This is a genomic window from Neisseria polysaccharea (assembly GCF_963392925.1).
GTDB classification, from domain to species: domain Bacteria; phylum Pseudomonadota; class Gammaproteobacteria; order Burkholderiales; family Neisseriaceae; genus Neisseria; species Neisseria polysaccharea.
This window is the reverse complement of sequence record NZ_CAUJNZ010000002.1, coordinates 180,717-207,716: the sequence shown is the minus strand read 5'-3', so window position 1 is coordinate 207,716 and position 27,000 is coordinate 180,717. Positions and strand designations below refer to the sequence as shown.

At 51.7% G+C, this 27,000-nt stretch carries 26 protein-coding genes, 4 tRNA genes and 1 pseudogene; 20 read left to right on the top strand and 11 right to left on the bottom strand.

Going from position 1 to position 27,000, the window contains the following annotated elements; translation table 11 throughout:
• Window positions 1–133 precede the first annotated feature (133 nt).
• The gene (gene pmbA / locus RDY34_RS02535; RefSeq protein ID WP_308074332.1) at window positions 134–1,465 is read right to left on the bottom strand and encodes a metalloprotease PmbA; all 1,332 of its coding nucleotides are present in this window, start codon (window positions 1,463–1,465) and stop codon (window positions 134–136) included.
• A 153-nt stretch (window positions 1,466–1,618) separates the two neighbouring features.
• Here pmbA and yjgA point away from each other — a divergent pair, with 153 nt between their 5' ends.
• The 5 genes from yjgA (at window position 1,619) to RDY34_RS02510 (ending at window position 6,949) form a co-directional block, all read left to right on the top strand.
• Window positions 1,619–2,125, top strand: coding sequence for a ribosome biogenesis factor YjgA (yjgA, locus tag RDY34_RS02530; RefSeq protein ID WP_308074360.1), 507 nt, complete (start codon window positions 1,619–1,621; stop codon window positions 2,123–2,125).
• A gap of 46 nt (window positions 2,126–2,171) precedes the next feature.
• On the top strand, window positions 2,172–2,888 hold the full coding sequence (locus tag RDY34_RS02525) for a YidX family protein (RefSeq protein ID WP_019272618.1): 717 nt from the start codon (window positions 2,172–2,174) through the stop codon (window positions 2,886–2,888).
• Between the two features lie 68 nt (window positions 2,889–2,956).
• Complete coding sequence (recJ, locus tag RDY34_RS02520; RefSeq protein ID WP_308074331.1) at window positions 2,957–4,657, top strand: single-stranded-DNA-specific exonuclease RecJ; 1,701 nt, start codon at window positions 2,957–2,959, stop codon at window positions 4,655–4,657.
• Window positions 4,658–5,090: 433 nt separating this feature from the next.
• Window positions 5,091–6,452: a polynucleotide adenylyltransferase PcnB gene (locus RDY34_RS02515; protein WP_308074330.1), complete on the top strand. Its 1,362-nt coding sequence runs from the start codon at window positions 5,091–5,093 to the stop codon at window positions 6,450–6,452.
• Window positions 6,453–6,625: 173 nt separating this feature from the next.
• On the top strand, window positions 6,626–6,949 hold the full coding sequence (locus RDY34_RS02510) for a hypothetical protein (RefSeq protein WP_002232218.1): 324 nt from the start codon (window positions 6,626–6,628) through the stop codon (window positions 6,947–6,949).
• A 104-nt stretch (window positions 6,950–7,053) separates the two neighbouring features.
• On the opposite strand, the gene RDY34_RS02505 is transcribed toward RDY34_RS02510, so the two are convergent.
• Both RDY34_RS02505 and RDY34_RS02500 read right to left on the bottom strand, forming a co-directional pair.
• Entirely contained in the window at window positions 7,054–8,007 is a 954-nt protein-coding gene (locus tag RDY34_RS02505) for a PhoH family protein (RefSeq protein WP_308074329.1), read from the bottom strand.
• Window positions 8,008–8,045: 38 nt separating this feature from the next.
• Window positions 8,046–9,242 (bottom strand): glycosyltransferase, encoded by a 1,197-nt coding sequence (locus RDY34_RS02500; RefSeq protein WP_308074359.1) that lies wholly within the window; start codon window positions 9,240–9,242, stop codon window positions 8,046–8,048.
• 142 nt (window positions 9,243–9,384) lie between these two features.
• Between RDY34_RS02500 and RDY34_RS02495 the strand changes: the two genes are divergently transcribed.
• Complete coding sequence (locus tag RDY34_RS02495) at window positions 9,385–10,089, top strand: SIMPL domain-containing protein (protein WP_308074328.1); 705 nt, start codon at window positions 9,385–9,387, stop codon at window positions 10,087–10,089.
• 63 nt (window positions 10,090–10,152) lie between these two features.
• Here RDY34_RS02495 and dcd read toward each other — a convergent pair whose 3' ends face one another.
• The 6 genes from dcd to hisS form a co-directional block, all read right to left on the bottom strand.
• Window positions 10,153–10,719 (bottom strand): dCTP deaminase, encoded by a 567-nt coding sequence (gene dcd / locus RDY34_RS02490; RefSeq protein WP_039854796.1) that lies wholly within the window; start codon window positions 10,717–10,719, stop codon window positions 10,153–10,155.
• A gap of 66 nt (window positions 10,720–10,785) precedes the next feature.
• Window positions 10,786–11,202 (bottom strand): MORN repeat-containing protein, encoded by a 417-nt coding sequence (locus RDY34_RS02485; RefSeq protein WP_308184451.1) that lies wholly within the window; start codon window positions 11,200–11,202, stop codon window positions 10,786–10,788.
• Between the two features lie 61 nt (window positions 11,203–11,263).
• Window positions 11,264–12,163, bottom strand: a complete 900-nt coding sequence (locus tag RDY34_RS02480) for a recombination-associated protein RdgC (RefSeq protein ID WP_308184450.1) — start codon at window positions 12,161–12,163, stop codon at window positions 11,264–11,266.
• Between the two features lie 30 nt (window positions 12,164–12,193).
• A complete protein-coding gene (der, locus tag RDY34_RS02475; protein ID WP_003753102.1) occupies window positions 12,194–13,651 on the bottom strand; it encodes a ribosome biogenesis GTPase Der in 1,458 nt (485 codons plus the stop codon).
• A 150-nt stretch (window positions 13,652–13,801) separates the two neighbouring features.
• Window positions 13,802–14,431, bottom strand: coding sequence for a YfgM family protein (locus tag RDY34_RS02470; protein ID WP_304670113.1), 630 nt, complete (start codon window positions 14,429–14,431; stop codon window positions 13,802–13,804).
• Window positions 14,432–15,727, bottom strand: coding sequence for a histidine--tRNA ligase (gene hisS, locus RDY34_RS02465; protein WP_308074326.1), 1,296 nt, complete (start codon window positions 15,725–15,727; stop codon window positions 14,432–14,434).
• Window positions 15,728–16,036: 309 nt separating this feature from the next.
• Here hisS and RDY34_RS02460 point away from each other — a divergent pair, with 309 nt between their 5' ends.
• The 4 genes and pseudogenes from RDY34_RS02460 to RDY34_RS02445 form a co-directional block, all read left to right on the top strand.
• On the top strand, window positions 16,037–16,513 hold the full coding sequence (locus tag RDY34_RS02460; protein ID WP_003753115.1) for a hypothetical protein: 477 nt from the start codon (window positions 16,037–16,039) through the stop codon (window positions 16,511–16,513).
• Between the two features lie 59 nt (window positions 16,514–16,572).
• On the top strand, window positions 16,573–16,926 hold the full coding sequence (locus RDY34_RS02455) for a hypothetical protein (RefSeq protein WP_003753117.1): 354 nt from the start codon (window positions 16,573–16,575) through the stop codon (window positions 16,924–16,926).
• Between the two features lie 148 nt (window positions 16,927–17,074).
• Complete coding sequence (locus tag RDY34_RS02450) at window positions 17,075–17,998, top strand: RluA family pseudouridine synthase (protein WP_003753119.1); 924 nt, start codon at window positions 17,075–17,077, stop codon at window positions 17,996–17,998.
• 93 nt (window positions 17,999–18,091) lie between these two features.
• Window positions 18,092–18,211: pseudogene (locus RDY34_RS02445) on the top strand (IS1595 family transposase); the annotation flags it as partial.
• 96 nt (window positions 18,212–18,307) lie between these two features.
• Here the strand turns inward: RDY34_RS02445 and RDY34_RS02440 are convergent.
• Window positions 18,308–18,949, bottom strand: coding sequence for an alpha/beta hydrolase (locus RDY34_RS02440; RefSeq protein WP_003678097.1), 642 nt, complete (start codon window positions 18,947–18,949; stop codon window positions 18,308–18,310).
• A gap of 54 nt (window positions 18,950–19,003) precedes the next feature.
• A complete protein-coding gene (locus RDY34_RS02435; RefSeq protein ID WP_308074325.1) occupies window positions 19,004–19,795 on the bottom strand; it encodes a polyamine aminopropyltransferase in 792 nt (263 codons plus the stop codon).
• 165 nt (window positions 19,796–19,960) lie between these two features.
• Here RDY34_RS02435 and RDY34_RS02430 point away from each other — a divergent pair.
• The 10 genes from RDY34_RS02430 to RDY34_RS02385 all read left to right on the top strand — a co-directional run bounded on the left by RDY34_RS02430 (window position 19,961) and on the right by RDY34_RS02385 (window position 26,937).
• A tRNA-Thr gene (locus tag RDY34_RS02430) sits at window positions 19,961–20,036 on the top strand.
• 34 nt (window positions 20,037–20,070) lie between these two features.
• A tRNA-Thr gene (locus RDY34_RS02425) sits at window positions 20,071–20,146 on the top strand.
• Window positions 20,147–20,287: 141 nt separating this feature from the next.
• A complete protein-coding gene (gene panB, locus RDY34_RS02420; protein ID WP_308074324.1) occupies window positions 20,288–21,079 on the top strand; it encodes a 3-methyl-2-oxobutanoate hydroxymethyltransferase in 792 nt (263 codons plus the stop codon).
• A gap of 122 nt (window positions 21,080–21,201) precedes the next feature.
• Window positions 21,202–22,038: a pantoate--beta-alanine ligase gene (gene panC / locus RDY34_RS02415; RefSeq protein ID WP_308074323.1), complete on the top strand. Its 837-nt coding sequence runs from the start codon at window positions 21,202–21,204 to the stop codon at window positions 22,036–22,038.
• Between the two features lie 159 nt (window positions 22,039–22,197).
• Window positions 22,198–24,042, top strand: coding sequence for a tetratricopeptide repeat protein (locus RDY34_RS02410; protein WP_308074322.1), 1,845 nt, complete (start codon window positions 22,198–22,200; stop codon window positions 24,040–24,042).
• Between the two features lie 140 nt (window positions 24,043–24,182).
• A complete protein-coding gene (lolB, locus tag RDY34_RS02405; protein ID WP_025457183.1) occupies window positions 24,183–24,764 on the top strand; it encodes a lipoprotein insertase outer membrane protein LolB in 582 nt (193 codons plus the stop codon).
• Between the two features lie 9 nt (window positions 24,765–24,773).
• Window positions 24,774–25,619: a 4-(cytidine 5'-diphospho)-2-C-methyl-D-erythritol kinase gene (gene ispE, locus RDY34_RS02400; RefSeq protein ID WP_308074321.1), complete on the top strand. Its 846-nt coding sequence runs from the start codon at window positions 24,774–24,776 to the stop codon at window positions 25,617–25,619.
• Window positions 25,620–25,626: 7 nt separating this feature from the next.
• Window positions 25,627–25,702 (top strand) — tRNA-Gln (locus RDY34_RS02395).
• 8 nt (window positions 25,703–25,710) lie between these two features.
• Window positions 25,711–25,786, top strand: a tRNA-Gln gene (locus tag RDY34_RS02390).
• A 167-nt stretch (window positions 25,787–25,953) separates the two neighbouring features.
• Window positions 25,954–26,937, top strand: a complete 984-nt coding sequence (locus RDY34_RS02385; protein WP_118996968.1) for a ribose-phosphate pyrophosphokinase — start codon at window positions 25,954–25,956, stop codon at window positions 26,935–26,937.
• Window positions 26,938–27,000 lie beyond the last annotated feature (63 nt).

Genomic DNA, 27,000 nt, shown 5'->3' with positions numbered 1-27,000 from the left:
ACCTTAGAGAATCGTTCTCTTTGAGCTAAGGCGAGGCAACGCCGTACTGGTTTTTGTTAATCCACTATATCAACAAAGGGCCGAACCGTTGTAGGTTCAGCCCTTTGCTTTCAGACGGCATCCGGTTGGGGTTTCAGTTGCCGGCAACCGTCATGCTTCCTATCAGGATAGAACCGATTTGGTTGGACGAACGGCGTAAGGCATCATCGGACACGCCGACGATGTTGCGGTACATATCTTGAAGGCGGCCGGCAACGGTAATTTCATGGACGGGGTAGGCAATGATGCCGTTTTCCACCCAAAAACCCGCCGCACCGCGCGAGTAGTCGCCGGTAATGGCGTTTACGCCTTGCCCCATGAGCTCGGTTACCAACAATCCTGTGCCCACTTCTTTCAGCAGGTCTGATTGCGTTTCGTGCGTATGGTTCAAATAAAGGTTGTGCGCGCCGCCGGCGTTGCCCGTGGTCTGCATACCGAGTTTTCTCGCGCTATAACTGCTGAGGAAATAGCTTTCGACAATGCCGTCGCGGATGATGAAACGCGGCCGCGTGGCGACGCCTTCGGAATCAAAATAGGTGCTGCCGAAGGCGCGGGGAATATGCGGCTCTTCGCGCAGGCTGAGGAAATCGGGCAGAATTTGCTTGCCTATGCTGTTAATCAGGAAGCTGCTTTGGCGGTAGAGTGCGCCGCCGGACAGTGCGCCGACGAGGTGTCCGATCAGACCTCCCGAAACGGTCGCATCGAATAGGACGGGGTAGTTTCCGGTCGGAATGCTGCGGCTGTTCAAACGACGTAAGGTACGTTCGGCGGCGGTTTGACCGATTTGCGCCGGGCTGTCCATGTCTTGATGGCGGCAGGAGGAATCGTACCAGTAGTCGCGCTGCATGCCGTTTTCGTCGGCGGCAACGACGCTGCATGAAATGCTGTGGCGCGTGCCTTGCTGGTGTGCGGCAAAACCGTGGGTGTTGCCGTAAACGTATTGGTAATGTCCGGTTTGTACCGCTGCCCCTTCGGAGTTTTCGATGCGTTCATCCTCGTTCAGGGCGGCTTGTTCGCATTGTTTTGCCAACTCGACGGCGGCTTCCGTGCTTAAATCCCATTCGTGGTAACGGTCGAGGTCGCCAACGTGTTGCGCCATAAGCGAAGCGTCTGCCAAACCTGCGCAATCGTCTTCGGCAGTGTAGCGGGCGATGTCGATGGCGGCTTTGACGGTGTCTTGCAGGGCTTTTTCGGAGAAGTCGGCAGTGCTGGCGCGGCCTTTGCGTTTGCCGACGTAAACGGTAATGTCCAGCGACTTGTCCTGCTGGAACTCGATTTGTTCGATTTCGCCCAGCCGCACGCTGACGCTTTGTCCCAATGATTCGCTGAAATCGGCTTCGGCGGCGGTTGCGCCCGTCGCTTTTGCTAAGTCGAGCGTGCGGCGGCAGAGGTCGAGCAGTTCGGAGGCGGTGTGGTTGAACAGCATAACAATCTTTCTTGGTGGAGCGTTGCGGCATTTTAACCGTTTCGGGCGGCAGGGGCAAAAGCGTGCCGTTTGCAGGGCGGGCAGTGCAAAATGCCGTCTGAACGCGGCGGCATTCTGTTAAAATGCGCTATTGGAAAAAATTCGAGAATCAAGATGTTTGAACAAGAAGACGAATGGATCAGCAAAACCCAAATGAAAAAGCAGATGAACGGTTTGCAGGATTTGGGTATGGAGCTGACCAAGCTCTCAAGCGACACGTTGAAAAAAATTGGCTTGGACGAAGATTTGTACGAAGCCGTCGTTACCTATAAAAAAATTACGTCCAACGGCGCGCTCAAACGCCAGGCGCAATTTATCGGCAGGCTGATGCGCGATACCGACCCTGCGCCCATCGAAGCCTATTTGGCCAAACTGCGCGGCGACAATACGGCGCACAATGCCTTTTTGCAACGCGTCGAGCAGGCGCGTACCCGACTGTTGGCAGACGATGGCGCGATCACCCAATTTATGGCTGATTTCCCGCAAGCCGACGCCGGCAAATTGCGCACCTTGATCCGCAACACCAAAAAAGAGCAGGAGCAAAACAAACCGCCGAAAAATTTCCGCGCCCTGTTTCAGGAATTGAAAACCGTTATGGAAAATGGCGGCGGGGAAATTTAGGCATATTTTCAGACGGCATCCGCCGTCATTCTGATTGGAGGATAAAATGTTGTTCCGTAAAACGACCGCCGCTGTTTTGGCGGCAACCTTGATGCTGAACGGCTGTACGTTGATGTTGTGGGGAATGAACAACCCGGTCAGCGAAACAATCACCCGCAAACACGTTGACAAAGACCAAATCCGCGCCTTCGGTGTGGTTGCCGAAGACAATGCCCAATTGGAAAAGGGCAGCCTGGTGATGATGGGCGGGAAATACTGGTTCGTCGTCAATCCTGAAGATTCGGCGAAGCTGACGGGCATTTTGAAGGCCGGGTTGGACAAGCCCTTCCAAATAGTTGAGGATACCCCGAGCTATGCCCGCCACCAAGCCCTGCCGGTCAAACTCGAAGCGCCCGGCAGCCAGAATTTCAGTACCGGAGGCCTTTGCCTGCGCTACGATACCGACAGGCCTGACGACATCGCCAAGCTGAAACAGCTTGAGTTTAAAGCGGTCAAACTCGACAATCAGACCATTTACACGCGCTGCGTATCCGCCAAAGGCAAATACTACGCCACACCGCAAAAACTGAACGCCGATTACCATTTTGAGCAAAGTGTGCCTGTCGAGATTTATTATATGGTTGAGGGAAAATATACCGATAAACTCAAGCTGTTTGGAAATATTTTATATACGCCCCCCTTACTGATATTGGATGCGGCGGGTGCGGTGCTTGCCTTGCCTATCGCGGCGTTGATTGCAGCCTCGAATTCCTCAGACAAATGAACAGCAATGCCGTCTGAAAAGCTTTCAGACGGCATTTCAAGCACACCCGCACTGTAAAACCCCGCGCTATGTCCGTCAAAATCCAAACCCGATCCGTCAATACCGACGTTTTTAATCATTTGCTCACCGCCGGTGCCGATCCTTTAATCGCCCGGCTTTGTGCCTCGCGCGGTGTGCAAAGTCCTGCCGAATTGGACGACAAGCTTGCTGCGCTTTTGCCGTATCAAACGTTGACAAACTGCGAAGCCGCCGCCGGCCGTTTGGCGGATGCGGTTGAGCGTCAGGAAAAAATCCTGATTGTCGCCGACTACGATGCCGACGGCGCGACGGCGTGTGCCGTCGGTTTGGACGGTTTGGCGGCGATGGGGGCTAAAGTGGATTTCCTCGTACCCAACCGCTTTGAGCACGGCTACGGCTTAACGCCCGAGCTGGCTGAAATTGCGGCAGAGCAAGGTGTGGATTTGCTGATTACGGTCGATAACGGTATCGCCAGCATCGCAGGCGTGGCGCGTGCGCAGGAATTGGGTTTGGATGTGATTGTAACCGACCACCATCTGCCTGCCGAGACCGTGCCAGACTGCATCATCGTCAATCCGAACCAAAAAGGCTGCGGTTTCCAAAGCAAAAGCTTGGCGGGCGTGGGCGTGATTTTTTATGTACTGATGGCTTTGCGTGCCGAATTGCGCCGCCGCAATTATTTTTCAGACGGCCTAAAAGAGCCGAATCTGGGCGACCTTTTGGATTTGGTCGCACTCGGTACCGTTGCCGATGTCGTTACTCTAGACCACAACAACCGTATCCTCGTATCGCAAGGTTTGAAACGGATGCGTTCGGGCAAAATGCGCCCCGGTATCCGCGCCTTGTTTGAAGTGGCGCGACGGGATTGGCTCAAGGCGCAGCCTTTCGATATGGGCTTTGCGTTGGGACCGCGCATCAATGCCGCCGGACGGTTGGACGATATGTCGGTCGGCATTGCCTGTCTGTTGGCGCGAGATGATGCCGAAGCGCAGGAACTGGCGGCTCAGTTGAACAACCTCAATATCGAACGCCGCGAAATTGAGCAGTCTATGCTGCAAGACGCGCTGAACGCCTTTCCCGAAACCCTCCCTCCGGGTCAGACGACTTTGGTGGCGTATCGCGACGACTTCCATCAAGGCGTGGTCGGTATCGTTGCCAGCCGCCTCAAAGACCGTTTTTATCGTCCGACCATCGTGTTTGCGCCTACCGACAACGGCGAAGTGCGCGGTTCGGGACGCTCCATTCCCAATCTACACTTGCGCGATGTTTTGGACTTGGTGTCCAAACGCCATCCCGATTTGATTTTGAAATTCGGCGGACACGCAATGGCGGCGGGTTTGAGCATACTCGAACACAATATTCCCGCGTTTCAGACAGCCTTTGAAGAAGCCGTGCGCGAGATGGTGTGCGAAGACGATTTGTCGCAGACCTATATTACCGACGGCAGCCTGAAAGCCTGCGACATCACGTTGGAACAGGCGCAAAACCTCGCCCGACACGTTTGGGGGCAGGGCTTCGCGCCGCCGAGTTTTACCGACGAATTTCACGTCGTCCGCCAGCAGCCTTTGGGCGCGGAGGGTAAACACAAAAAAGCGTGGCTGCAAAAAGACGGTTGCGAATTTGAAGCCATGTTTTGGCGTTGTAGCGAAGACATTCCCGAATACATCCGCACGGTGTACCGCCCCGTTGCCAACGAATGGCGCAACAATCTTGAATTGCAGCTGTATATCGATTACTGGGAAGCCGCGTAGAGGCGGCGGAACGCCGTTTGAATGTGATTTCTGTTTCTTCATCGTATTTCCTTTTCGGTTGAAACCCTACCCTTTAGGGCGGTAGAATCAGACCTTATTTGGGAGGGGGCGTAACCCCTTCCAAATCAGGACGACACATAGGGCGGTGCTTTATGTGTCGTCCTGTGTGTTGAAACATTTGCCTGTTTGTACGACGGGAATGTTCCCAATCGGAGAAGGCGCATCAAATTTCAGACTCTGCCACAAAAGCAGGGTCTGATTTTTTTGGAGGGCAATCTGTTATAATGACGCGTTGCCGCCGCGAGGGCGGCGTGATTCGGACGGCGTAGTTTCTACGCCTTTTGTTTATGGTTACGGCATCTTGCAAACCTGCGCCTGATGCCGTCTGAACACGGTTGCCCGTGGAGATGCCGCTCTTCGGGTCAGAATATTTATGCTGAAAAAATGGTTAAATAAGATGCTGCCTTCCGGTCGGAGCAGTAAAAAAGCGGAAAGTAAAACGGTCATTCCTGCCGAAAGACACAACATCCGTGCCGAAATGTTGAGCTTTGCCGCCGAAAACGTCATACGCCTCCTGAAAGGGGCAGGGTTTCAGGCTTATGTGGTCGGCGGCGCGGTCAGGGACCTGCTGCTCGGCATCGAACCCAAGGATTTCGATGTCGCAACCGATGCCACGCCCGAACAGGTGCACAAACTCTTCCGCCGCAGCCGCATCATCGGCAGGCGTTTTCAAATCGTCCACGTTATGAACGGCGCGGAAACCATAGAGGTAACGACTTTCCGGGGCGGTGCGAAGGTTCATCAGAACGCGCGCGGCAGAATCATGAAGGACAACACCTACGGCAGCATCGAAGAAGATGCGATGCGGCGCGATTTTACCTGCAATGCCTTGTATTACAATCCTGAAAAAGAAGAAATTTTGGATTTCCACAACGGAATTGCCGATGTTGCCGCCCGCAGGCTGGTGATGATTGGCGATGCCGCCGAACGCTATCGGGAAGACCCTGTCAGGATTTTGCGCGCCATCCGCCTGTCGGGCAAATTGGGCTTTGAGCTGTCGGAGGAAACCGCCGCACCGATTGCCGAATCGATATGCCGTCTGAAGCACGAACCTGTGGCAAGGCTGTTCGACGAAATCATGAAACTGCTGTTTTCAGGGCACGCGCGCGAGTGTCTGAAACGTTTGAACGGATTTGACATACCGGACGACATCCATCCGCTGCTCAATGCCTTGCGCGTTTCAGACGGCATCGCCGGAAAAATGACGGTGCTTGCCTTGAAAAATACCGATGAGCGGCTGCGTGCCGACAAATCGGTTTCGGTCGGTTTCGTACTGGCGGCCCTGATGTGGCCCGAGTTGGAACGCCATTGGAAAAGCAATCTGCAACAGGGTTTGAAACCCGTGCCCGCCCTGTCCGATGCAATCAATACGATGCGCGAAACCGTCGAACGCGGTTGGGGCGTGCCGCAACGCTTTTCCGCCACGATGCGCGAAATTTGGATGTTCCAGCCGCAGTTTGAAAACCGCAAAGGCGCAAGGCCGCACAAACTGTTTGCCCAAACGCGTTTCCGTGCCGCCTATGATTTCCTGCTTTTGCGCGCCGAAACCGGCAATGCGGACCGCGCCCTTGCCGAGTGGTGGACGGCGTTTCAGACGGCATCGCAGGAACAGCGGGCCGATATGACCAAAAACGAGGCCGCCGCCCGGCACGAAAAAAACGAAGGACAGGCGAAAAAACGCCGCCGTCGCAGGCGCAAACTCAAGCCGAAGGTTGTGGGAACGGATTGGGAATAACGGTCAACAGACAAGGAGCAATGAAGTTTTAACACATGGGGTGAAGCATAAAGTGCCGTTCTATGTATTATCCTGATTTGTAAGGGGCCTCATCTCCGTAAATTAAAGTCTGACCCTGCCTCTCGGAAAAAGGATGTCCGGGTGGGCAGGGTTCAAGCAACAAGGAAAAATTGATGAAAAAATGTATTTTGGGCATTTTGACCGCGTGTGCCGCCATGCCCGCATTTGCCGACAGAATCAGCGATTTGGAAGCACGTCTGGCGCAGTTGGAACACCGTGTCGCCGTATTGGAAAGCGGCGGCAATACCGTCAAAATCGACCTTTTCGGTTCAAATTCCACCATGTATGTATGCAGCGTTACGCCTTTTCAAAAGACGTTTGAGGCAAGCGACCGGAATGAAGGCGTGGCGCGGCAGAAAGTGCGTCAGGCGTGCAACCGCGAAACTTCGGCAATGTTTTGCGAAGATGAGGCAATCCGATGCAGAAAATTCGATTGATGTATCGGTTGGAGGGATAAAGAAACGGATACGGAGCTTGGCTTCCGTATCCGTTTTTCTCTGCCCGATTTTCCATGCATCGGGTTTCAGACGGCATTGGAATGTCAGTCGTGTTCTGCCGATTCGTAGGCTTCGACGATTTTTTGCACTAAAGGATGCCGGACGACGTCTTCACTGGTAAAGGTGTGGAAATACAGGCCTTCTACATCGTGCAGTTTCTCACGTGCGTCTTTCAATCCTGATTTGATGTTTTTGGGCAGGTCAATCTGGCTGATGTCGCCGGTGATGACGGCTTTCGCACCAAATCCGATGCGGGTCAGGAACATTTTCATTTGTTCGGGCGTGGTATTTTGTGCCTCGTCGAGGATGATGTATGCGCTGTTGAGCGTCCTGCCGCGCATATAGGCGAGCGGGGCAATCTCAATTAGACCTTTTTCAATCAGCTTGGTTACACGGTCGAAGCCCATTAGGTCATAGAGGGCATCATAAAGCGGACGAAGGTAGGGATCGACTTTCTGGGTCAGGTCACCGGGCAGAAAACCCAGTTTCTCACCGGCTTCAACGGCAGGCCGGACTAAAACGATGCGTTCGATTTGGTGTTTTTCCATTGCGTCAACGGCGGCGGCAACGGCAAGATAGGTTTTGCCCGTGCCTGCGGGCCCCAGCCCGAATACGATGTCGTGGTTGAGCAGGACGCGGATATAGCCGTTTTGTCTGGGTGTCCTGCCGCCGATGCTGCCGCGTTTGGTGCGGAAATAATAGGCGTGGTCATGGTTTTTTTCTTGATGACCGGCATCTTCGGTTTGGGCTTCGACGGCGGCAAGCCTGATGTCGCCGTCGTTTAGGTCGCGCGTCTGCGCCGTTTCCAAGAGTTTGAGCAGTGCGCGTTTGCCGGCGTGTGCAAATGCGCCGTTGAAAGTGAAATGTTCAAAACGGCGGCTGATGTGGATATCGAGTGCTTTAGCAAGTAAATCAAGGTTGTTGTCAAAAGAACCGCACAGACGCTGCAACGCCAAGTTGTCGGTTTCTTCTAAATGCAGGTGGACGGTATGTGTCATATGAAGGTCCGAATAGTTGGATATTGTGTGATTTTAATCTATTTCACCGGTATTTTCTTACCGTATTCTGCGATTGCCTGTCGGAAAATGCCGATCAACCTGCCTATAACGGCATTTTCGCCAAATTCGTTCAGACAGTTTTCCCTAAGTTGGGCAGGTTCAAAATCAGAGTGGTATTCATACATTTTGATGAGTGCGTCGGCAAGGGCATCGTCGTCGTCAACAGGAACCAAATATCCGTTGCCGTCTGAAACAATAGATTCCGCACCACCGCAGCGTGTTGCAATGACGGGCAATCCTTGGGACAGTGCTTCGATATAGACCACGCCGAAGGTTTCTGTGCGGCTGGCAAGGACGAATGCGTCGCTGTTCCTCATCAAATCCAAGACTGCTTCGGGTTGCAGTGCGCCTAAAAATGTAACGGCATGGGTAATTCCCAACTGACGTGCCTGCCGTTTCAGGTTTGTTTCTTCTTGTCCGCTGCCGCCGATATTCAAACGGAGGTTGGAGTGTTTTGCCAAAGCACGGGCAAAGGCAGTGAGCAGGACATCGTGTCCTTTGAGGCGGCGAAGGTGCGAGACGGTGCAGAAGGTAAAATATTTGTCCGGACGATTGATTTGCGGGGGATTGAAGGCTCGGGTAAAGATGTTACCCAGAATGTTAGGCAGATATTGCCATGTAGTGCCGTATTTATGTTGCAGGACTTGGGCGAAACGGCGGCTGACAGCGAGCAGTGCGGAGGCGTGTGCCGCCGCATTTTTCATAGGCTGCCATTGGTGCGGGCGCACCAAACCGCGCGTAATGGTGCTGCTGTGTTCCGTGACGACATAGGGGATGCCGTATTTTTGGGAAATCTTGAAGGCAAGTATGCCGGCATAGTTCATACAGTGGGCATGGATGATGTCGGGAATGCCGTTTTCCCCGATATAGCACTCAAAGGCCTTTAATCCTGCCCGCACCCAGCGGATGCGGTCGATGTCGATGAACGGAAAACGGGGGAAGAAATACATGCTGCGCCATGTATAGATGTCCAAACCTTTTTGCCGGTATTGGGCAAAACCGTAAGGGCCGGTCAGGATGCTTGCCGGTTCTTTGCGCAAGTAGCGGAACATCGGTGCAAGCACGGCGGTTTTGATGCCTTTGCGTTGGAGGGCCTGTGCTTGATTTTGGAAAAAAATCCCGTCCACATCCTGTTCGGATTGCGGATACCATGAGGGGATGACGAGGACGTGCAAGGGTTCGGACATAATATGATTCCGTATCGGAAAGACGGTTATTATAAGGCAGGCCGATCGAATATTAAATTGTTGCCTTACGCTAACGCAATTTAGCGTACCTATATGCTAGATTGGCGGTTTTATAAGTAAGGATACGGATATGCTGCGTTCTATTTTGGCGGCTTCCCTATTGGCGGTATCTTTTCCGGCAGCGGCTGAAGCATTGAATTACAATATTGTCGAATTTTCCGAATCGGCGGGTATCGAGGTGGCTCAGGATACAATGTCCGCGCGTTTCCAGGTGGCGGCAGAAGGACGGGACAAAAATGCCGTCAATGCTGAGTTTGTTAAAAAATTCAACAATTTCACCAGAAAATCAAAAAATGGTAGCTTTAAAACCGAATTGGTATCGCGCAGTGCGATGCCGCGCTATCAATATACCAACGGCAGACGCATTCAAACAGGCTGGGAGGAGCGTGCGGAATTTAAGGTCGAAGGTAGGGATTTTGATGAGTTAAACCGTTTTATTGCCGATATTCAAGCAGATGCCGCATTGGAATATACGGATTTCCATGTGTCGCGTGAACGCCGAAACGAGGTCATCAATCAGGTCAGTAAAGATGCTATTTTGCGTTTCAAGGCGCGTGCCGACAAGTTGTCGGGCATATTGGGTACGTCCGGTTATAAAATCGTCAAATTAAATTTGGGACACATCGGCAGCCATATCGCGGGTGGGGGAACTGCTCAGGCAAAAATGCTTCGTGCCATGCCGATGGCAGCAAGCTACGGCGTGGAGGGTACGGATTCCGTTGCACCTGGTGTGGAGGAAATCAGCATCAGTGTCAATGGAACGGTTCAGTTCTAACCACGGATAAACAGGTAAATGCCGTCTGAAACCGGATGATACGGTTCAGACGGCATTTATATTTTAGGCTTTAGGCAGGGTAACGCCGGTTTGCCCCATATATTTGCCGTTGCGGTCTTTGTATGAGGTTTCGCAGATTTCGTCGCTCTCGAAGAAGAGTACTTGCGCCACGCCTTCGCCGGCGTAGATTTTGGCGGGCAGGGGGGTGGTGTTGGAAAATTCGAGGGTAACGTAGCCTTCCCATTCCGGTTCGAACGGGGTAACGTTGACGATGATGCCGCAGCGGGCGTAGGTGGATTTGCCCAAGCAGACGGTCAGGACGTTGCGCGGGATGCGGAAATATTCGACCGTGCGCGCCAGTGCGAAGGAATTGGGCGGGATGATGCAGCAGTCGTCTTCGACGGTAACGAAGTTTTTGGGATCGAAGTTTTTGGGATCGACGATGGTGCTGTTGATGTTGGTAAAAATTTTAAATTCATTGGCGCAGCGGATATCGTAGCCGTAGCTGGACGTACCGTAGGAGATGATGCGCTGTCCGTTGGCTTCTTTGATTTGATTCGGCTCGAAGGGATCGATCATGCCGAATTCTTCGCTCATGCGGCGTATCCATTTGTCGGACTTGATGCTCATAATGTTTTCCTTGTTTCTTTTGATGTTCGGACAAAGCATTCGGGGATGCCGTCTGAAAAACGGGGCTTATTTGTTTTTGGGCAGTTTCACTTCTTTAATCATGCCGTTTTCGCATTTCATAATGAAGAGGGTTTCGCCGTTTTGCGAGACGGTAAATCTGCCGTGTGCCAAGCCTTTTTTGAACGTGCCCGAGAGTACCATGTTGCGGAATTTGGTACTGTCGGAATTGAACGGTTCGATAAATATTTCGCGGCCGGCGGCAACGGTATAAACGCCTTGTCCGTCGAATTTGCCGTTTTTAAACGAACCGGTATAGTTGCGCCCGTCTTGGCAGCGCCATGTGCCTTTGCCGGCGGGTTTACCGTCTTTGCCGATATCGCCGTCGTAGGTGCAGCCGGGTTCTTGATAGGAAGTCAGAACGGCGGCCGAAGTGGGGAGGGCGAACATCATGGCGGGCAGTAGGAATGCGAGATGTTTAAGCATAAGGGTTATTCCATTGGATTTTGGTTGACGGTATTTTGTCGTGTAAAAGCCGTCTGAAAAATCAATCTTGCCAGCCGCCCAAATAGGAAACCAGCTCTTCCAACATGGTGCTGACGGATTCCGCCATCAGGATTTGCGAGGCGAAGGCAAGACTGGCGGCATCGTCACCGTTGCTTTCGGCTTCTTCCTGCAATACGTCGAGGTATTGGATGCGCTTGAGTGTGAAGTCTTGAGTGAGGATAAAGGCGATTTGTTCGCGCCAAACCAAACCGAGCTGGGTTACGGTTTTACCGTTTTTGACGTGTTGAACCACTTCGTCGGCGGTTAAATCTTGTTTGGATACTTTGACGACGGGAACAATATCGCCCGTACCTTTGAGTTCGCAATCGCTGTCTAATTCAAAACCGCCTTCGCAATGCCCTTGCAACAGCCAGCCGGTCATCAGGGAAGAGGGCGATTGTTTGGTATTCGGCAGCGAGGCTTCCAAACCGCCCAAGGCTTCGCGCAGCTTGGTCAGGATGTTTTCCGCTTTGGTGGAAGCCGCATTGTTGACGAGCAGGTAGCCGTGGCGAGTGTTAAACACCGCCTCTGTACGGCTGCTGCGGGTAAACGCTCGGGGCAGCAGGTCGTCTGTAATTTGCTCTTTAAGCTCTTGTTTTTCTTTGCGGCCGATATTGCGGGCTTCATTGTTTTGGATTTCCGCTACCTTCTCTTCCAAAATATCGCGGATGACGCCGGCAGGCAGGACTTTTTCTTCTTTTTTCAGGGCGACGCGCAAGGTAAAGTCGGCAGGGAAAACGAGTTCAGGGGAGAATGAAACCGGTGCGGTAAAGCCTTCGCTGAACCAGTCTAAGCCTTGGCAATGGGTAAATTCAGCTTCAGCAAGTTTGTCGGCAAGTACGTCCGCCTCAGGCAGCTTTTCTTTGTTGAGCGGATAAAAACTAATCTGCTTGAACCACATAATGTTTCCTGTTGTTTGAAATGTCGGGAATTATTTGCTGAATTGTTTTTTCACACTGACTTTGGTTTTCTTCTTGAAGCGGTTTTTCTCTTCCTTGCGGCCTTCGCGTTTCTCAATACGGTTGCTCAAGCTGACGCGGCGCAACGGTTTTTTCTTCGGTTTGTCTTCCGCATTTTCATACGGGTTTTCCGAAACATTGTATTGAATTCTGAGCGGCGTGCCTTGCAGATTGAAGGCTTTGCGGAAGGTCTGGGTCAGGTAGCGCGTGTAGCTGTCGGAAATCGCGTGCAGCGAATTGCCGTGTACCACAATCACCGGCGGATTCATGCCGCCTTGGTGGGCATAACGCATTTTCGGACGCACCAAGCCTGCGCGCGGCGGTTGCTGACGCTCGATCGCGCTTTGCAGTACGCGCGTGATTTTCGGCGTCGGCATCTTAATCATTGCCGCATTGTAGGCAGCTTGAATGCTGTCGAACAATCCGTCTATGCCGCGTTCTTTCAACGCGGAAATAAAGTGGAACTTGGCAAAATCGAGGAAATACAGTTTGCGGGAAATGTCGCGTTTGATTTGTTCGCGATGCTCTTCGCTGATGCCGTCCCATTTATTGACCGCTACGACCAAGGCACGGCCTGCTTCCAAAGCAAAACCTGCAATCGTCGCATCTTGATCGGCGATATCTTGTTGCGCATCCAACACCAAAACGGCAACGTTTGCCGCCTCAACCGCCTGCATGGCTTTGATAACGGAGAACTTTTCCACCGCTTCATCCACTTTGCCGCGACGGCGCACGCCTGCGGTATCGATGATGGTAAACGGTTTGCCTTCACGTTCAAAATCAATATGGATACTGTCGCGCGTCGTGCCTGCCATATCAAAGGCAATCACGCGCTCTTCGCCGAGAATGGCGTTAACCAGCGTAGACTTGCCGACGTTCGGACGGCCGATGACGGCAAAAACAGGATGTTTTGCTTCTTCCTCTTCTTTTTCAGACTCAGGGAAGGTTTCCAAAATATCTTCAATCAGATAATACACGCCGTCGCCGTGTGCGCCGGAAATAACGTGCGGCTCGCCCAATGCCAGCTCGTAAAACTCGGCGGCAAGCACGGCTCTGTTGCCGCCTTCGCCTTTGTTTACTGCCAGATAAACGGGGCGCGGGCTTTGGCGCAGGCGGTCGGCAATGATTTTATCTTGAGGCGTCAAACCGGTACGGCCGTCTACCAAAAACACAACTGCATCGGCTTCATCGACAGCTTGCAAGGTTTGTTTTGCCATTTCGTGCAAAATGCCGCTATCCACAACCGGCTCAAAACCGCCGGTATCAATGACCAAATAAGGTTTGCTGCCGACTTTGCCGTGTCCGTAATGGCGGTCGCGGGTCAGACCGGGCAGGTCATGCACGAGCGCGTCTTTGGTGCGCGTCAAACGGTTGAATAAAGTAGATTTGCCGACGTTGGGGCGACCGACAAGCGCGATGGTTGGTTTCATGATTAAGTCTTTCTGTGTCAAGTGCCGTTCGGGAGAACTGAACACGAGCAGGTGTCCGTTGGGACACGGCGGATGGGTTTTACGGGAATTGCCGTAGGATGGGGTTGTCTGAAATGCCGTCTGAAGAGAGAGCGGCATTTCAGACGGCATTTATTTCAGCGAATCGAGTTTCATTTGAACCAATTCGCGACCGACAGAATCTTGAGACATTTTTTCCAAAGCCTGTCCGTAGTTTTTTAAGGCTTCTTGGTTTTTTCCCTGTGCGGCATAAACATCGCCTTTAGTTTCCATCAGCAGGGGGGCGAAGTCCGCTTCAACTGGCGTGTCGAGCGCGGCAAGCGCGGCATCGTATTTTTTTTGTTGCAACAACACAACGCCCAGACGCTGCGCCGCCAACGCTTGAATCAGGCTGTCTTTTTGGTTGGACAACACCCATTTCAAATGGCCTTCGGCAACATCGTAATGCTGCGCGTCAAATTCGGTTGCCGCCGCCATCAGTGTGGCTTGGGCGGCGGAAATGGAATGCGGGTAGCTTTGTTGGAGTTTGGTCAATTCGGCATTGATTTCGCTTTGCGGGGCTTTGTTTTGCGCCTTTTCTACGATGTTTGCCAGCACCGCCGCAGCTTCCTGATTTTGGGAAGCCGCACGGTTTTGGTAAACCGTGTATCCCAAGTAGCCGAGCGCCGCCAAAATCAGCACGGCAAACAGCCATTTGCCCGTGGTTTTCCAAAAATATTTAAAGTTGTCTAACTCTTGTTGTTCTTCGAGATGGGCTGCCATTTATGCGTTCTTCCATTGTTGTAAAGTAGGGGTTAAATCCTCGGCGGCGACGGTTTGTTGACCGTGTGCGCCGTTCATGTCTTTGAGCGTAACCGTACCGTTCGCCAGTTCGTCTTGCGCGACAATCAGGGCAAAGCGTGCGCCGCTGTTGTCGGCTTTTTTCATTTGCGCCTTCAGGCTTTGATAGCCGGAATGCTGCATTACATTGAGACCTTGAGCGCGTAAGGCTTGGGCGTATTTCATCACTTGCAAGTCCGCACCTTCACCTTGGTGCATTGCATAGACATCAGGTGCGGCGTTCACTTCCAGAGAGCCGTATTCGCTCACCAAAAGCAGCAGCCGCTCGATACCCATTGCAAAACCGATGGACGGCGCAGGTTTGCCGCCAAGCTCTTCAATCAAACCATCGTAACGGCCGCCGCCGCACACAGTTGCCTGCGCACCGAGTTTGTCGGTTGTCCACTCAAAAACCGTCTGATTGTAATAATCCAAACCGCGGACCAAGCGCGGATTTTCAATATATTGGATACCCAAACCGTCCAACATCGCCTTGAAGCGTGCATAGTGGTTTTGCGAAGCCTCACCCAAGTAATCTACCAAACGCGGCGCCGCATTGCAGATTTCCTGCAAATCAGGGTTTTTCGTATCCAAAACGCGCAAAGGATTGGTTTTCAGACGGCGTTTGCTGTCTTCGTCCAATTTATCTTCATAACGGGTCAGATATGTAACCAATGCCGCACGGTGTGCAGCGCGTTCCTCACGGTTGCCCAAGCTGTTGATTTCCAAAGTCAGGTATTCGCGAATACCCAATTTTTCCCACAAGTCGGCAGACATCGCGATAATTTCCGCATCAATATCCGGCCCTTCAAAACCCAAAGCCTCGATACCGACCTGATGGAACTGACGATAACGGCCTTTTTGCGGACGCTCGCGGCGGAACATCGGCCCCATATACCACAGCTTTTGCGGGCTGTTGTACAGAAGGTTGTGTTCGACCACCGCACGCAGACAAGAAGCCGTACCTTCAGGACGCAGGCTTAAACTCAAAGAGTCGTTTGAATCGGAAAACGTGTACATTTCCTTGCCGACCACATCGGTTTCCTCGCCGATGGAGCGGACAAACAAACCGGTTTGCTCGACAATCGGCGTACGGATTTGCTGATAACCGTAAGCGCGTGTCCAGCGGTTTACCGTATCTTCAAACGCCTGCCAAAACGCAGCCGTCAGTTTGAAATCTTTTTGCTCGACAGGCAGAAGGTCGTTCATGCCTTTGACGGATTGGATTTTTTGTGCCATTTCAAGTAAGAATGCTTAAATCAAATTGCGGGCGATTATAGCGGATTTTTAAGGGCTTGTGAGGATGGAGATGGTTTGCGGACGGGTAAAAATGCCGTCTGAAAACGATATGTCGCTTTTTACCGTAAAAAAGTTTTGCCTATCTCCGCCGTCCGGTGCGGATTATATGTACGCCGATATTTGAAATTACCACTATTTCTATATCCGATAACACTGTATGTTGGTTTTTGAATGCAGGTAAATTAGGTACAATCGTTTCCAATTTTATCTTGACGAGTAAAATATCCATTTGATTTCAGGAGTATATTTATGAAGAAAATAGGGCTGTTGTTTGCGGCACTGCTTGTGCCGTCAATGTCGTTTGCCGATGAGGGCAATTCTGCAAAAATCAACCTGGTTAAGAAACTCTATAAAACGGATGCGCGAGGTTATGCTGTCGGCACAACGTATTCGAAATACGCCGCGCCGGAATTTAAAAAAACAATCAGGCAGGCTTATCATATCATTGATAGGATCAATGAACGGACCGGTGAGTTGGCTTGTGAATATTCCGAGAATTACGATATGGGTTTGGGTAATGGCGATACCAAAATCAGAAAACTTAAAATCGTTCCTTCATCGGGCAATATTGTCCAAGTTTCCTTTTCCGACGGTTCTGAGGCATACAATTTGAAATACGACATCAGTTGTGCGGGCAGCCGTTGCCTTATCAACGATATCGTCAATAACGGGGAGAGTGTCCGGGAGCAGTATCAGCGGATTGTTTCCAAGAAAAGGTGTGACTAAGCGGCCGGATTTTTAAAACCGGTTTGAGTCAGTGTCAATTAAATATTTTGAGGTGTTTTATGAAAAAAATCTTCTTGTTTTTCGCTGCGCTGGCAGCATCGCAACTTTCTCAGGCGGCGCAGCCCAATTGTGCGGCAATGAATAACATAGCAGTTAGAAATGGTGCTTTGTATTCTCCTGCCTTGGGCAAAAAGGTAATGAAACCTGGAAGGCTGTACTTTCACACCGCCCCTCATTCCGCCTGCAAAATGCCGTCGACCTTTATTATCAAAGGAGATGATGTCATCGCTCATCACCACTATAACGGCTACGATTATGTAATGTTTATAAACGATAAGACGGGGGTTGATACGGAAGGTTGGATTCTGGCAAAAGATTTGAGGACGACAGGAACCATGGGGGGCAACTACTGAACTGTGAAGGATATAAAAGGTAAAAATGCCGTCTGAAACAGTTTTCAGACGGCATTTGACTTACTCTGCACGCTTTGCCTGATTTGTTGTGTTACAAACTCCGTCTGCCGTTTGGGGTGTTGTGTGAAAAACGGTTACAATCCGCCGCATGAAAAAACGCAATAATCCTCTTCCGCTGTTGAACGGTGTCAAACCCAGTTATTTGGTGCTGCCGCATGAAAAGCAGTTTTACGGGCTGCCGTTGCTGCATTTTCTGTGCATCCGCTTTCCTTTTGTGGGCGCGGACGATTGGCGCAGGCGGTTGAACAGCGGTTTTGTGGTCGGTTCGGATGGTGCGGCGTTGGACGAACATACTTTGTTCGAGCCGGGTAAGACGATGTTTTATTATCGGGAAACCAGCAGTGAGGATGAGCCGCGTATTCCGTTTGAAGAAAAGATTTTGCATATTGATGAGCATTTGATTGTGGTGGACAAGCCGCATTTTCTGCCCGTCATCCCCAGCGGGCGTTTTTTGAGGGAAACGCTGCTCACACGTCTGCGCCTGCGTCCTGAATTGCAGCATTTGAATGTTGAAGACATTACGCCGCTGCACCGCTTGGACAAGGATACGGCAGGCGTGATGCTGCTGTCGCAAAATCCTGCCACGCGCGGAGCCTATCAGACGATGTTTCAAAACAAAACGGTATGGAAAACGTATGAGGCGCTTGCGCCGACAAGGACGGATTTGCCGTATCCGCTCGATGTGGTTTCGCGTTTGGTGAGGGGTGAGAAATTTTTTACGACGCAAGAGGCGGAAGGCGAACCAAACGCACATACGACGGTCGAACTGATTGAAAACAGGGGGGAATTCAGCCTTTACCGCCTTACGCCGCATACCGGCAAGAAACACCAGTTGCGCGTGCATATGATGGGTTTGGGTATGCCGCTGTTGAATGACGCGCTCTATCCCGTGCCGTCTGAAGCGGGCAGCGAGGATTATCGGAAACCTTTAAAGCTATTGGCAAAAAAGATTGCGTTTGCAGATCCTTTGTCGGGTCTGGAAAGGGTGTTTTACAGTAGGTTTTGCCTATAATGAGAGGGAATGCAAACCCGTATCGGCAGATGTCGCCGATACGGGTTTTATATTGGGGCTGTACTAGATTAGCAGATATGTTACCCTCAAAGTATGAAGATAACACACTGCAAATTAAAGAAAAAAGTACAAAAAGAACTGCTTCGTTTTTTTGTGCTGGAAGTTACCGCCCGTTCTGCCGCCGATATTTTGGGTATCCATCCCAATTCGGCGCACCGTCCCGGCAGCTAAAAATCCTACGGGATTGGTGTGGAATTTAGGGCTAATCTAGTACAGCCCCTTATATTTTGATGCCGTCTGAAAGGGGCTTTATCCGTTCAGGCATACGGGCGCGAAGCGGAGGATGGTGTCGCGCAGAACGATGAGTTTGCCGTGAAAGAAATGCGTGGAACCGGCGATGGTAATGACGGGCAAATCTTGCGGTTCCGCCCATTTCAGTGCTTTTTCGATTTCGACGACTTCGTCTTCCGCGCCGTGTATCATCAGTGTTTTTGCAACATTGGGAACGGCTGACGGTTCCGGACGGTCGGTATAGTGGCAGACTGCTGCGCCCATGAGCAGTAACAGGTCGGGTATGCGCTCTTGTGCGGCAAATGTGGCAACATAACCGCCGAAGGAGAAGCCGGATAAGGCAAATTCGGGGGCTTCGGGATGTTGGGCACGGGCATAATCGATGACGGCGAGGCAGTCTTGCGTTTCGCCGCGTCCGTAATCGTGTGTGCCTTCGCTGTTGCCTACGCCGCGAAGGTTGGGAAGGTAGCAGTGGAAGCCGAGTTTGCTCAATGCTTTGGCGGCGGTTTGGATGACTTTGTTGGTGTTTGTCCCGCCTTGGAGGGGGTTGGGGTGGTTGATGACGGCAACGCCGCGCGCCGGTACTTGTTCGGACGGGATATGGATGGTTTCTAAAATGCCGGCAGGGCCGGATATGTGTATGGTTTCGGGTTTCAGCATAATGATTTCCTCTTGATTTTCCGCATGTTCCGATGCGGCCGTGAAGATAGTTGCTTAAAGGTAGAAATGCTTGCCGTTGTTGGGGTTGGATGCTTTCAGGTCGGCGAGCATGCGGTGGAAGTCCAATCCGTATGCGCTGCTCAGTTTGTCGGCACGTTTTTTGAGTTTGTCTATGTTTTGTTCTTTGGGGCTGCTTTGGAAGGCCATTACCGCGACATTGCCGTGGCTTTCGGCAGGAAGTTCCAATACACGCCCTTCAAAGACGTTTAACAGGCGTTCGATGAAGCGTTGGTAGCGTTTGTCGCCGCTCCACCAGTTGGTCACGAATATGCCGTCTGAAGAAAGTGCGTTTCGGCAGTCTCGGAAGAACGGTTCTTCAACCAGCGTATCGATGATTTGTTCGCCGTCGAATCCGTCCACCAAGATGATATCGGTGTTGTGGCGGAAGACTTTGATGTACTCTGCACCATCTGCTTCAATAATTTCAAATTTCTCGCCCTCGAAAGGCAACTCAAACAGGTTGCGGGCAATGGCGATAACCTGCGGGTTGATATCTACAGCAGTTTGGCGCGTGTCAGGCAGGTAGGTGTCTATCCAGCGTGCAAACGAGCCGCCGCCCAAGCCGATTTGGGTGATATGTTGCGGCAGGCGTTCCGCAAACAGCAGCCAGCCCATCATCGCGCGGCTGTAAGAGAGCACCAGCTCGGACGGGTGGTTGAGGTTCATTGAGCTTTGGATGGTGTCGCTGCCCAAGTGAAGCGAACGGATATTGCCTTCTTCGGAAATGCCGACTTCGGGGAAGCTGGATTTTGCAGGACGCAGGCGGCGGTAGGGATGTCTTGCCATCGGTGTGAGCAGTCAGTTTGAAAGGCAGATATTTTATCAGAATGCCGATGCTTGTCCTGTTTCAAATTAATTTTGTTTTAAATAAGATACTTAGTGTATTTTTATGAGGGGGTCGAACAAATTCCTTGCCAAAGTGTGAAGTTGCCTGCATAATTCGCCTTCTTTGCCGGTATAGCTCAGTTGGTAGAGCACCTGACTTGTAATCAGGGGGTCCCGAGTTCGACTCTTGGTGCCGGCACCATTTCTGCTGATGGTGTTGCAAAACATTTCAGTAAGCCGGTATAGCTCAGTTGGTAGAGCACCTGACTTGTAATCAGGGGGTCCCGAGTTCGACTCTTGGTGCCGGCACCAGATTTGACAGCCCGATTGTGTAAAACAGTCGGGCTGTTTTGCATTTGCGGCACGGTCGGTGGCAGGGCTGCGGGCATTTCACTATAATAGCCCGTTTCAAACTGAAAAGGCCGTCTGAAAAGGGCGGGGTAACAATATCTGATGATTACTGTGAACACACTGCAAAAAATGAAGGCGGCAGGTGAGAAAATCGCGATGCTGACCGCTTACGAATCCAGTTTTGCCGCACTGATGGACGATGCTGGCGTGGAAATGCTGCTGGTCGGCGACTCTTTGGGTATGGCGGTTCAAGGGCGGCAGTCGACGCTGCCGGTCAGCCTGCGCGATATGTGCTATCACACTGAATGTGTAGCACGCGGTGCAAAAAATGCGATGATTGTCAGTGATTTGCCGTTTGGTGCATATCAGCAAAGTAAGGAGCAGGCGTTTGCCGCCGCTGCCGAACTGATGGCGGCAGGAGCGCATATGGTCAAACTCGAAGGCGGCGTGTGGATGGCGGAAACGACTGAATTTCTGCAAATGCGCGGTATTCCGGTTTGCGCGCATATCGGTCTGACCCCGCAATCCGTGTTTGCCTTCGGCGGATATAAAGTTCAGGGGCGCGGTGGCAAGGCGCAGGCGTTGCTTAACGATGCCAAGGCGCATGATGATGCGGGGGCGGCGGTCGTGTTGATGGAGTGTGTTCCTGCGGAACTGGCAAAAAAGGTAACTGAATCCGTTTCTTGTCCGACCATCGGCATCGGCGCGGGCGCGGATTGCGACGGTCAGGTTTTGGTGATGCACGATATGCTCGGTATTTTCCCAGGCAAAACGGCGAAATTCGTCAAAAACTTTATGCACGGGCAAAGCAGCGTTCAAGCGGCGGTTCGTGCGTATGTCGAAGAAGTTAAAGCCAAAACCTTTCCTGCTGCAGAACATATCTTTACAGGCTGAACGGTTTACATGCAGCATGCCGTCTGAAAGCCGTTTCAGACGGCATTTTGTTTTGCCGTGCGCGGCGCGTATAATCGGCGCGTTTTGTCGGGCAGGAAGCCCGAAGGATAAGGATTACCGTTATGCAAATCATACATACCATTCAAGAACTGCGCGCCTGGCGTAAAAATGCGGGAAAGGTGGCATTTGTGCCGACCATGGGCAATCTGCATGAAGGACATCTTGCTCTCGTTCGCGAAGCCAAAAAACGCGCCGACAACGTTGTTGTCAGCATATTCGTCAACCGCCTGCAATTCGGTCAGGGCGAGGATTTCGACAAATATCCGCGTACGTTGCAACAGGATGCGGATAAGCTGGAAGCCGAGGGTGTGGCCGTGATATTCGCACCCGATGAGAAAGAACTCTATCCAAACGTGGAGCAACGGTATAACGTCGAACCGCCCAACCTGCAAAATGAGTTGTGCGGCAAATTCCGTCCGGGACATTTCCGCGGAGTGGCAACGGTAGTGTCCAAGCTGTTCAATATTGTCGCGCCGGATGTTGCCTGTTTCGGCAAAAAAGACTATCAGCAGCTTGCCGTGATTAAAGGTTTGACCGAGGATTTGAATTTCGACATCGAAATTGTCCCCGTCGATACGGGGCGGGCGGCGGACGGTTTGGCACTCTCCAGCCGCAACCGGTACTTGAGCGTTGAGGAACGCGCCGAAGCACCGCGCCTGTACCGCGAGCTGCAGGCGGTTGCCGAATCGCTGAAGCAGGGCAGTTTGGATTATGCAGGTTTGGAAAAACGGGCCGTCCAATCTCTGACGGAACACGGCTGGACGGTCGATTATGTCGAAATCCGCCACGCCGATACGCTCGAAGTGGCACGGACGGGAGATAGGAAACTGGTGGTTTTGGCTGCGGCCCGTTTGGGGGCGACGCGTCTGATTGACAATGTGGAAATAAAACTCCCTTGAATTGCAAGCGTTGGTAATGCCGTCTGAAGCAGTATTTCAGACGGCATTTATTTTTTTGAACGGGGTTTCGCAAATCTACAAACGATTCTGCTTGTGATAAAGTTACGCCTGATTATATGCCGTCTGAAAGTTCGGACGGATGTCGGATAAAGGATGATTATGCTACCTAACCGTTTCAAAATGTTAACTGTGTTGACGGCAGCCTTGATTGCCGGACAGGTGTCTGCCGCCGGAGGCGGTGCGGGGGATATGAAACAGCCGAAGGAAGTCGGAAAGGTTTTAAGGAAACATCAGCGTTACAGTGAGGAAGAAATCAAAAACGAACGCGCACGGCTTGCGGCAGTGGGCGAACGGGTTAATCAGATATTTACGTTGCTGGGAGGGGAAACCGCCTTGCAAAAGGGGCAGGCGGGAACGGCACTTGCCGCCTATATGCTGATGTTGGAGCGTACAAAATCCCCCGAAGTTGCCGAACGTGCCTTGGAAATGGCCGTGTCGCTGAATGCGTTTGAACAGGCTGAGATGATTTATCAGAAATGGCGGCAGATTGAGCCTATACCGGGTGAGGCGCAAAAACGGATGGCCTGGTTGCGGAGCGTGCTGAAAGGAGAAGAAAATCAACGTTTGGACGGGCTGGAAGAGGTCTTGGCGCAGGCAGATGACGGGCAAAACCGCAGGATATTTTTGCTGCTGGCGCAAGCCGCCGTGCAGCAGGACGGATTGGTGCAAAAAGCATCGGAGGCCGTCCACCGCGCGGCGTTGAAATATGAACATCTGCCCGAAGCGGCGGTTGCCGATGTGGTTTTTAACGTGCAAGTGCGGGAAAAAGATAAAGCAATCGCGGCATTGCAACGCTTGGCAAAACTTGATACAGAAATACTACCACCGACCCTGGTAACCTTGCGTTTGGTTGCGCGCCGTTATCCCGAGATACTCAGTGGCTTTTTCGAGCAAACAGACACCAAAAACCTTTCAACCGTTTGGCAGGAAATGGAAATTATGAACCTTGTTTCCCTGCGCAGGCCCGATGATGCATATGAACGCTTGAAAGTGTTGCTGGATGCCAATCCGAATGCAGATCTGTATATTCAGGCGGCAATATTGGCGGCAAACCGGAAAGAAGATGTTTCCGTTATCGACGGCTATGTCGAAAAGGCATACGGCAGGGGGACGGAGGAACAGCGGAGCAGGGCGGCGCTAACGGCGGCGATGATGTATGCTGACCGCAGGGATTACGCCAAAGTCAGGCAGTGGCTGAAAAAAGTATCCGCGCCGGAATATCTGTTCGACAAAGGTGTGTCGGCAGTTGCTGCAACCCTTGAACTGGATGGTGCAAAGGCGGCTTTGCGGCAAATTAGGGAAGTACGGAAACTTCCCGAGCAGCAGGGGCGTTATTTTATGGCGGACAACTTGTCTAAAGTACAGTTGTTTGCCCTGTCAAAACTGCCGGATGCACGGGAGGCTTTGAGGGGGTTGGACAAGATTATCGAAAAACCGCCTGCCGGCAGTAATACAGAGTTACAGGCAGAGGCATTGGTACAGCGGTCAGTTGTTTACGACCGGCTTGGCAAGCGGAAAAAAATGATTTCAGATCTTGAAAGGGCGTTCAGGCTTGCACCCGATAACGCTCAGATTATGAATAATTTAGGTTATAGCCTGCTTTCCGATTCCGAGCGTTTGGACGAGGGTTTTGTATTGCTTCAGAAGGCATATCAAATTAACCCTGACGATATTGCCGTCAACGACAGCATAGGCTGGGCGTATTACCTGAAAGGTGATGCGGAAAGCGCGCTGCCGTATCTCCGTTATTCGTTTGAGAGCCAGCCTGAGCCCGAAGTTGCCGCCCATCTGGGCGAGGTGTTGTGGGCATTGGGTGAACGCGATCAGGCGGTTGATGTGTGGACGCAGGCGGCACACCTTACGGGAGACAAGAAAATATGGCGCGAAACGCTCAAACGTCACGGCATCACATTGCCCGAACTTTCCCGAAAACCTCGGAAATAATGCAGGCCCATCCTTTCAGACGGCATAAGGTTTGCCGGGGAAGCTGCGGCATTCGGGTAAACGGCACGCAGTTTGCACGCGTTTTGCACGGCACGCCGAACCCGCCGACCGGCAGGATGGCACTCGTTAAGGAAATTCTGATGAAACACACCGTATCCGCATCGGTCATCCTGCTTTTGACCGCTTGCGCGCAATTACCTCAAAATAACGAAAACCTGTGGCAGCCGTCCGAACACATCAGCAGTTTTGCAGCAGAAGGGCGGTTGGCAGTCAAAGCGGAAGGGAAAGGTTCGTATGCAAATTTCGACTGGACATACCAGCCTCCTGTAGAAACCATCAATATCAATACACCTTTAGGCAGCACGCTCGGGCAGTTGTGTCAAGACAAAGACGGTGCGTTGGCAGTGGATGCCAAAGGAAATGTTTATCAGGCGGAAAGTGCGGAGGAATTGAGTCGGCAGCTTATTGGTTTCAACCTGCCAATCCAATATCTGCATATCTGGGCAGACGGCAGACGGGTTGCACGCGCACCTTACCGCATCCTTTCAGACGGCATATTGGAACAATACGGTTGGACAATCGGCAGAACCGTCAACAGCGAAGGAAAAGCCCGCATCCTGCAATTGGATAACGGGAAATTGAACATCAGGCTGGTTTTCACCGAAATTGGAATGCCGTCTGAAACCGAAACCCCGGAACGCTGTGCGGCGCGCACGAGATAAGGCGGACAGATGAATATTGCGGACGGACGGCAGGCGTTTCCCGCACCTGCAAAACTGAATCTCGATTTGAGGATTACTGGAAGGCGGGAAGACGGTTATCACAATATCGAAAGCATATTCTGCCTGATAGATTTGCAGGATACCGTATATTTGAAACCAAGGGACGACGGCAAAATCATCCTGCACAATCCGGTTGATGGAATGCCGCAGGAGGCGGATTTAAGCTACCGTGCCGCATCGTTGCTGCAAAAATATGCACGCACCCCTACCGGCGTGGAGATATGGCTGGACAAAAAAATTCCGACCGGGGCCGGTTTGGGCGGAGGAAGCTCGGATGCGGCAACCGTTTTGCTGGTGTTGAACCGTTGGTGGCAGTGCGGTCTGACGCAGCGGCAGCTCATTGATTCGGGCGCGGCTTTGGGGGCGGACGTACCATTTTTTATTTTCGGCAAAAATGCGTTTGCGCGGGGTATAGGCGACAGGCTGGGCGAAATGGATATTCCGAAACAGTGGTATGTCATCGTCAAACCGCCCGTCCACGTTTCCACCGCAAAAATTTTCACACACGAAGGCTTGACACGAAATTCCGCCTCAAGCATAATGCCGACTTTCCAAAACCTGCAACCGTTTAGAAATGATATGCAGGCAGTTGTATTTAAAGAATACCCTGAAGTTTGGAAAGCCTATTCCGAATTGTCCCGATATGGATTTGCCTTAATGACAGGTTCTGGTGCGTGTGTATTCACGGCGTGTCAAGATAGGAATAGCGCATACAATATATACCGACAAGTTTCAGGTTTGTACGAGGCATATTTGGCAGAGGGTCTTTCAAAACATCCTTTGTTGTCCGTATGAACATTGTTGGGGAGTCGTCAAGCGGTTAAGACACTGGATTTTGATTCCAGCATGCGAAGGTTCGAATCCTTCCTCCCCAGCCATATTTTTTTGGGGAGTCGTCAAGCGGTTAAGACACTGGATTTTGATTCCAGCATGCGAAGGTTCGAATCCTTCCTCCCCAGCCAGATAAAAGCGTGTAAGCTTGCTTACACGCTTTTTGTTTCATAGAAATAAAAATATTGAAATGCCTTTGTTTGTGTCGGATGTTGCAGGTATAATGTCGGGCTTGGTACAAGCGGAGGGAAGCATTGTGTTTTCTGAGCGGAAGTTAAACATAAAATCAGGTGAGAATATGGCTGCGTACGACAGTTTGATGGTATTTACAGGTAATGCCAATCCCGAATTGGCACAACGTGTTGTCAAACATTTGGATATTTCCTTGGGAGATGCTTCGGTTTCCAAATTCTCAGACGGTGAAGTTGCCGTCGAGTTGTTGGAAAACGTACGCGGTCGCGATGTCTTTATCCTTCAGCCTACTTGCGCACCGACCAATGACAACCTGATGGAAATCCTGACAATGGCGGATGCGCTCAAACGTGCCTCGGCAGGCCGCATCACGGCAGCTATTCCGTATTTCGGCTATGCGCGCCAAGACCGCCGTCCGCGTTCCGTCCGCGTTCCGATTTCTGCCAAACTGGTAGCAAATATGCTGTATTCGGCAGGGATCGACCGTGTTTTGACCGTTGATCTGCACGCAGACCAGATTCAGGGTTTTTTTGATATTCCTGTGGATAATATTTATGCCACCCCGATTCTGTTGAACGATATCAAGCAGCAGCGGATTGAAAACTTGACTGTTGTCAGCCCTGATATCGGCGGTGTAGTCCGCGCCCGCGCCGTGGCAAAATCTTTGAATGCCGACTTGGCAATCATCGATAAACGCCGTCCGAAAGCCAATGTGGCGGAAGTCATGAACATCATCGGCGATATTCAAGGCAGAACCTGTCTGATTGTGGACGATATGATCGACACTGCAAATACGCTGTGCAAAGCTGCCGTTGCCCTGAAAGAGCGGGGTGCGGAACGTGTTCTGGCCTATGCCAGCCACGCCGTATTCTCCGGAGAGGCAGTCAGCCGTATTGCCTCGTCCGAAATCGACCAGGTGGTCGTAACCGATACCATTCCTTTGTCTGAAGCGGCTAAAAACTGCGACCGTATCCGTCAGGTAACGATTGCCGGTCTGTTGGCCGAAACCGTCCGCCGCATCAGCAACGAAGAATCCGTCTCATATCTTTTTAATGAAGAAGTGATGACAGGCAGCATGTTGCTGCCATAAGCCCGAAGCCGTCTTAAGCTGGTCGCGGCCGATGACGGTAGTTTTATTTAACTTGGAGTATTT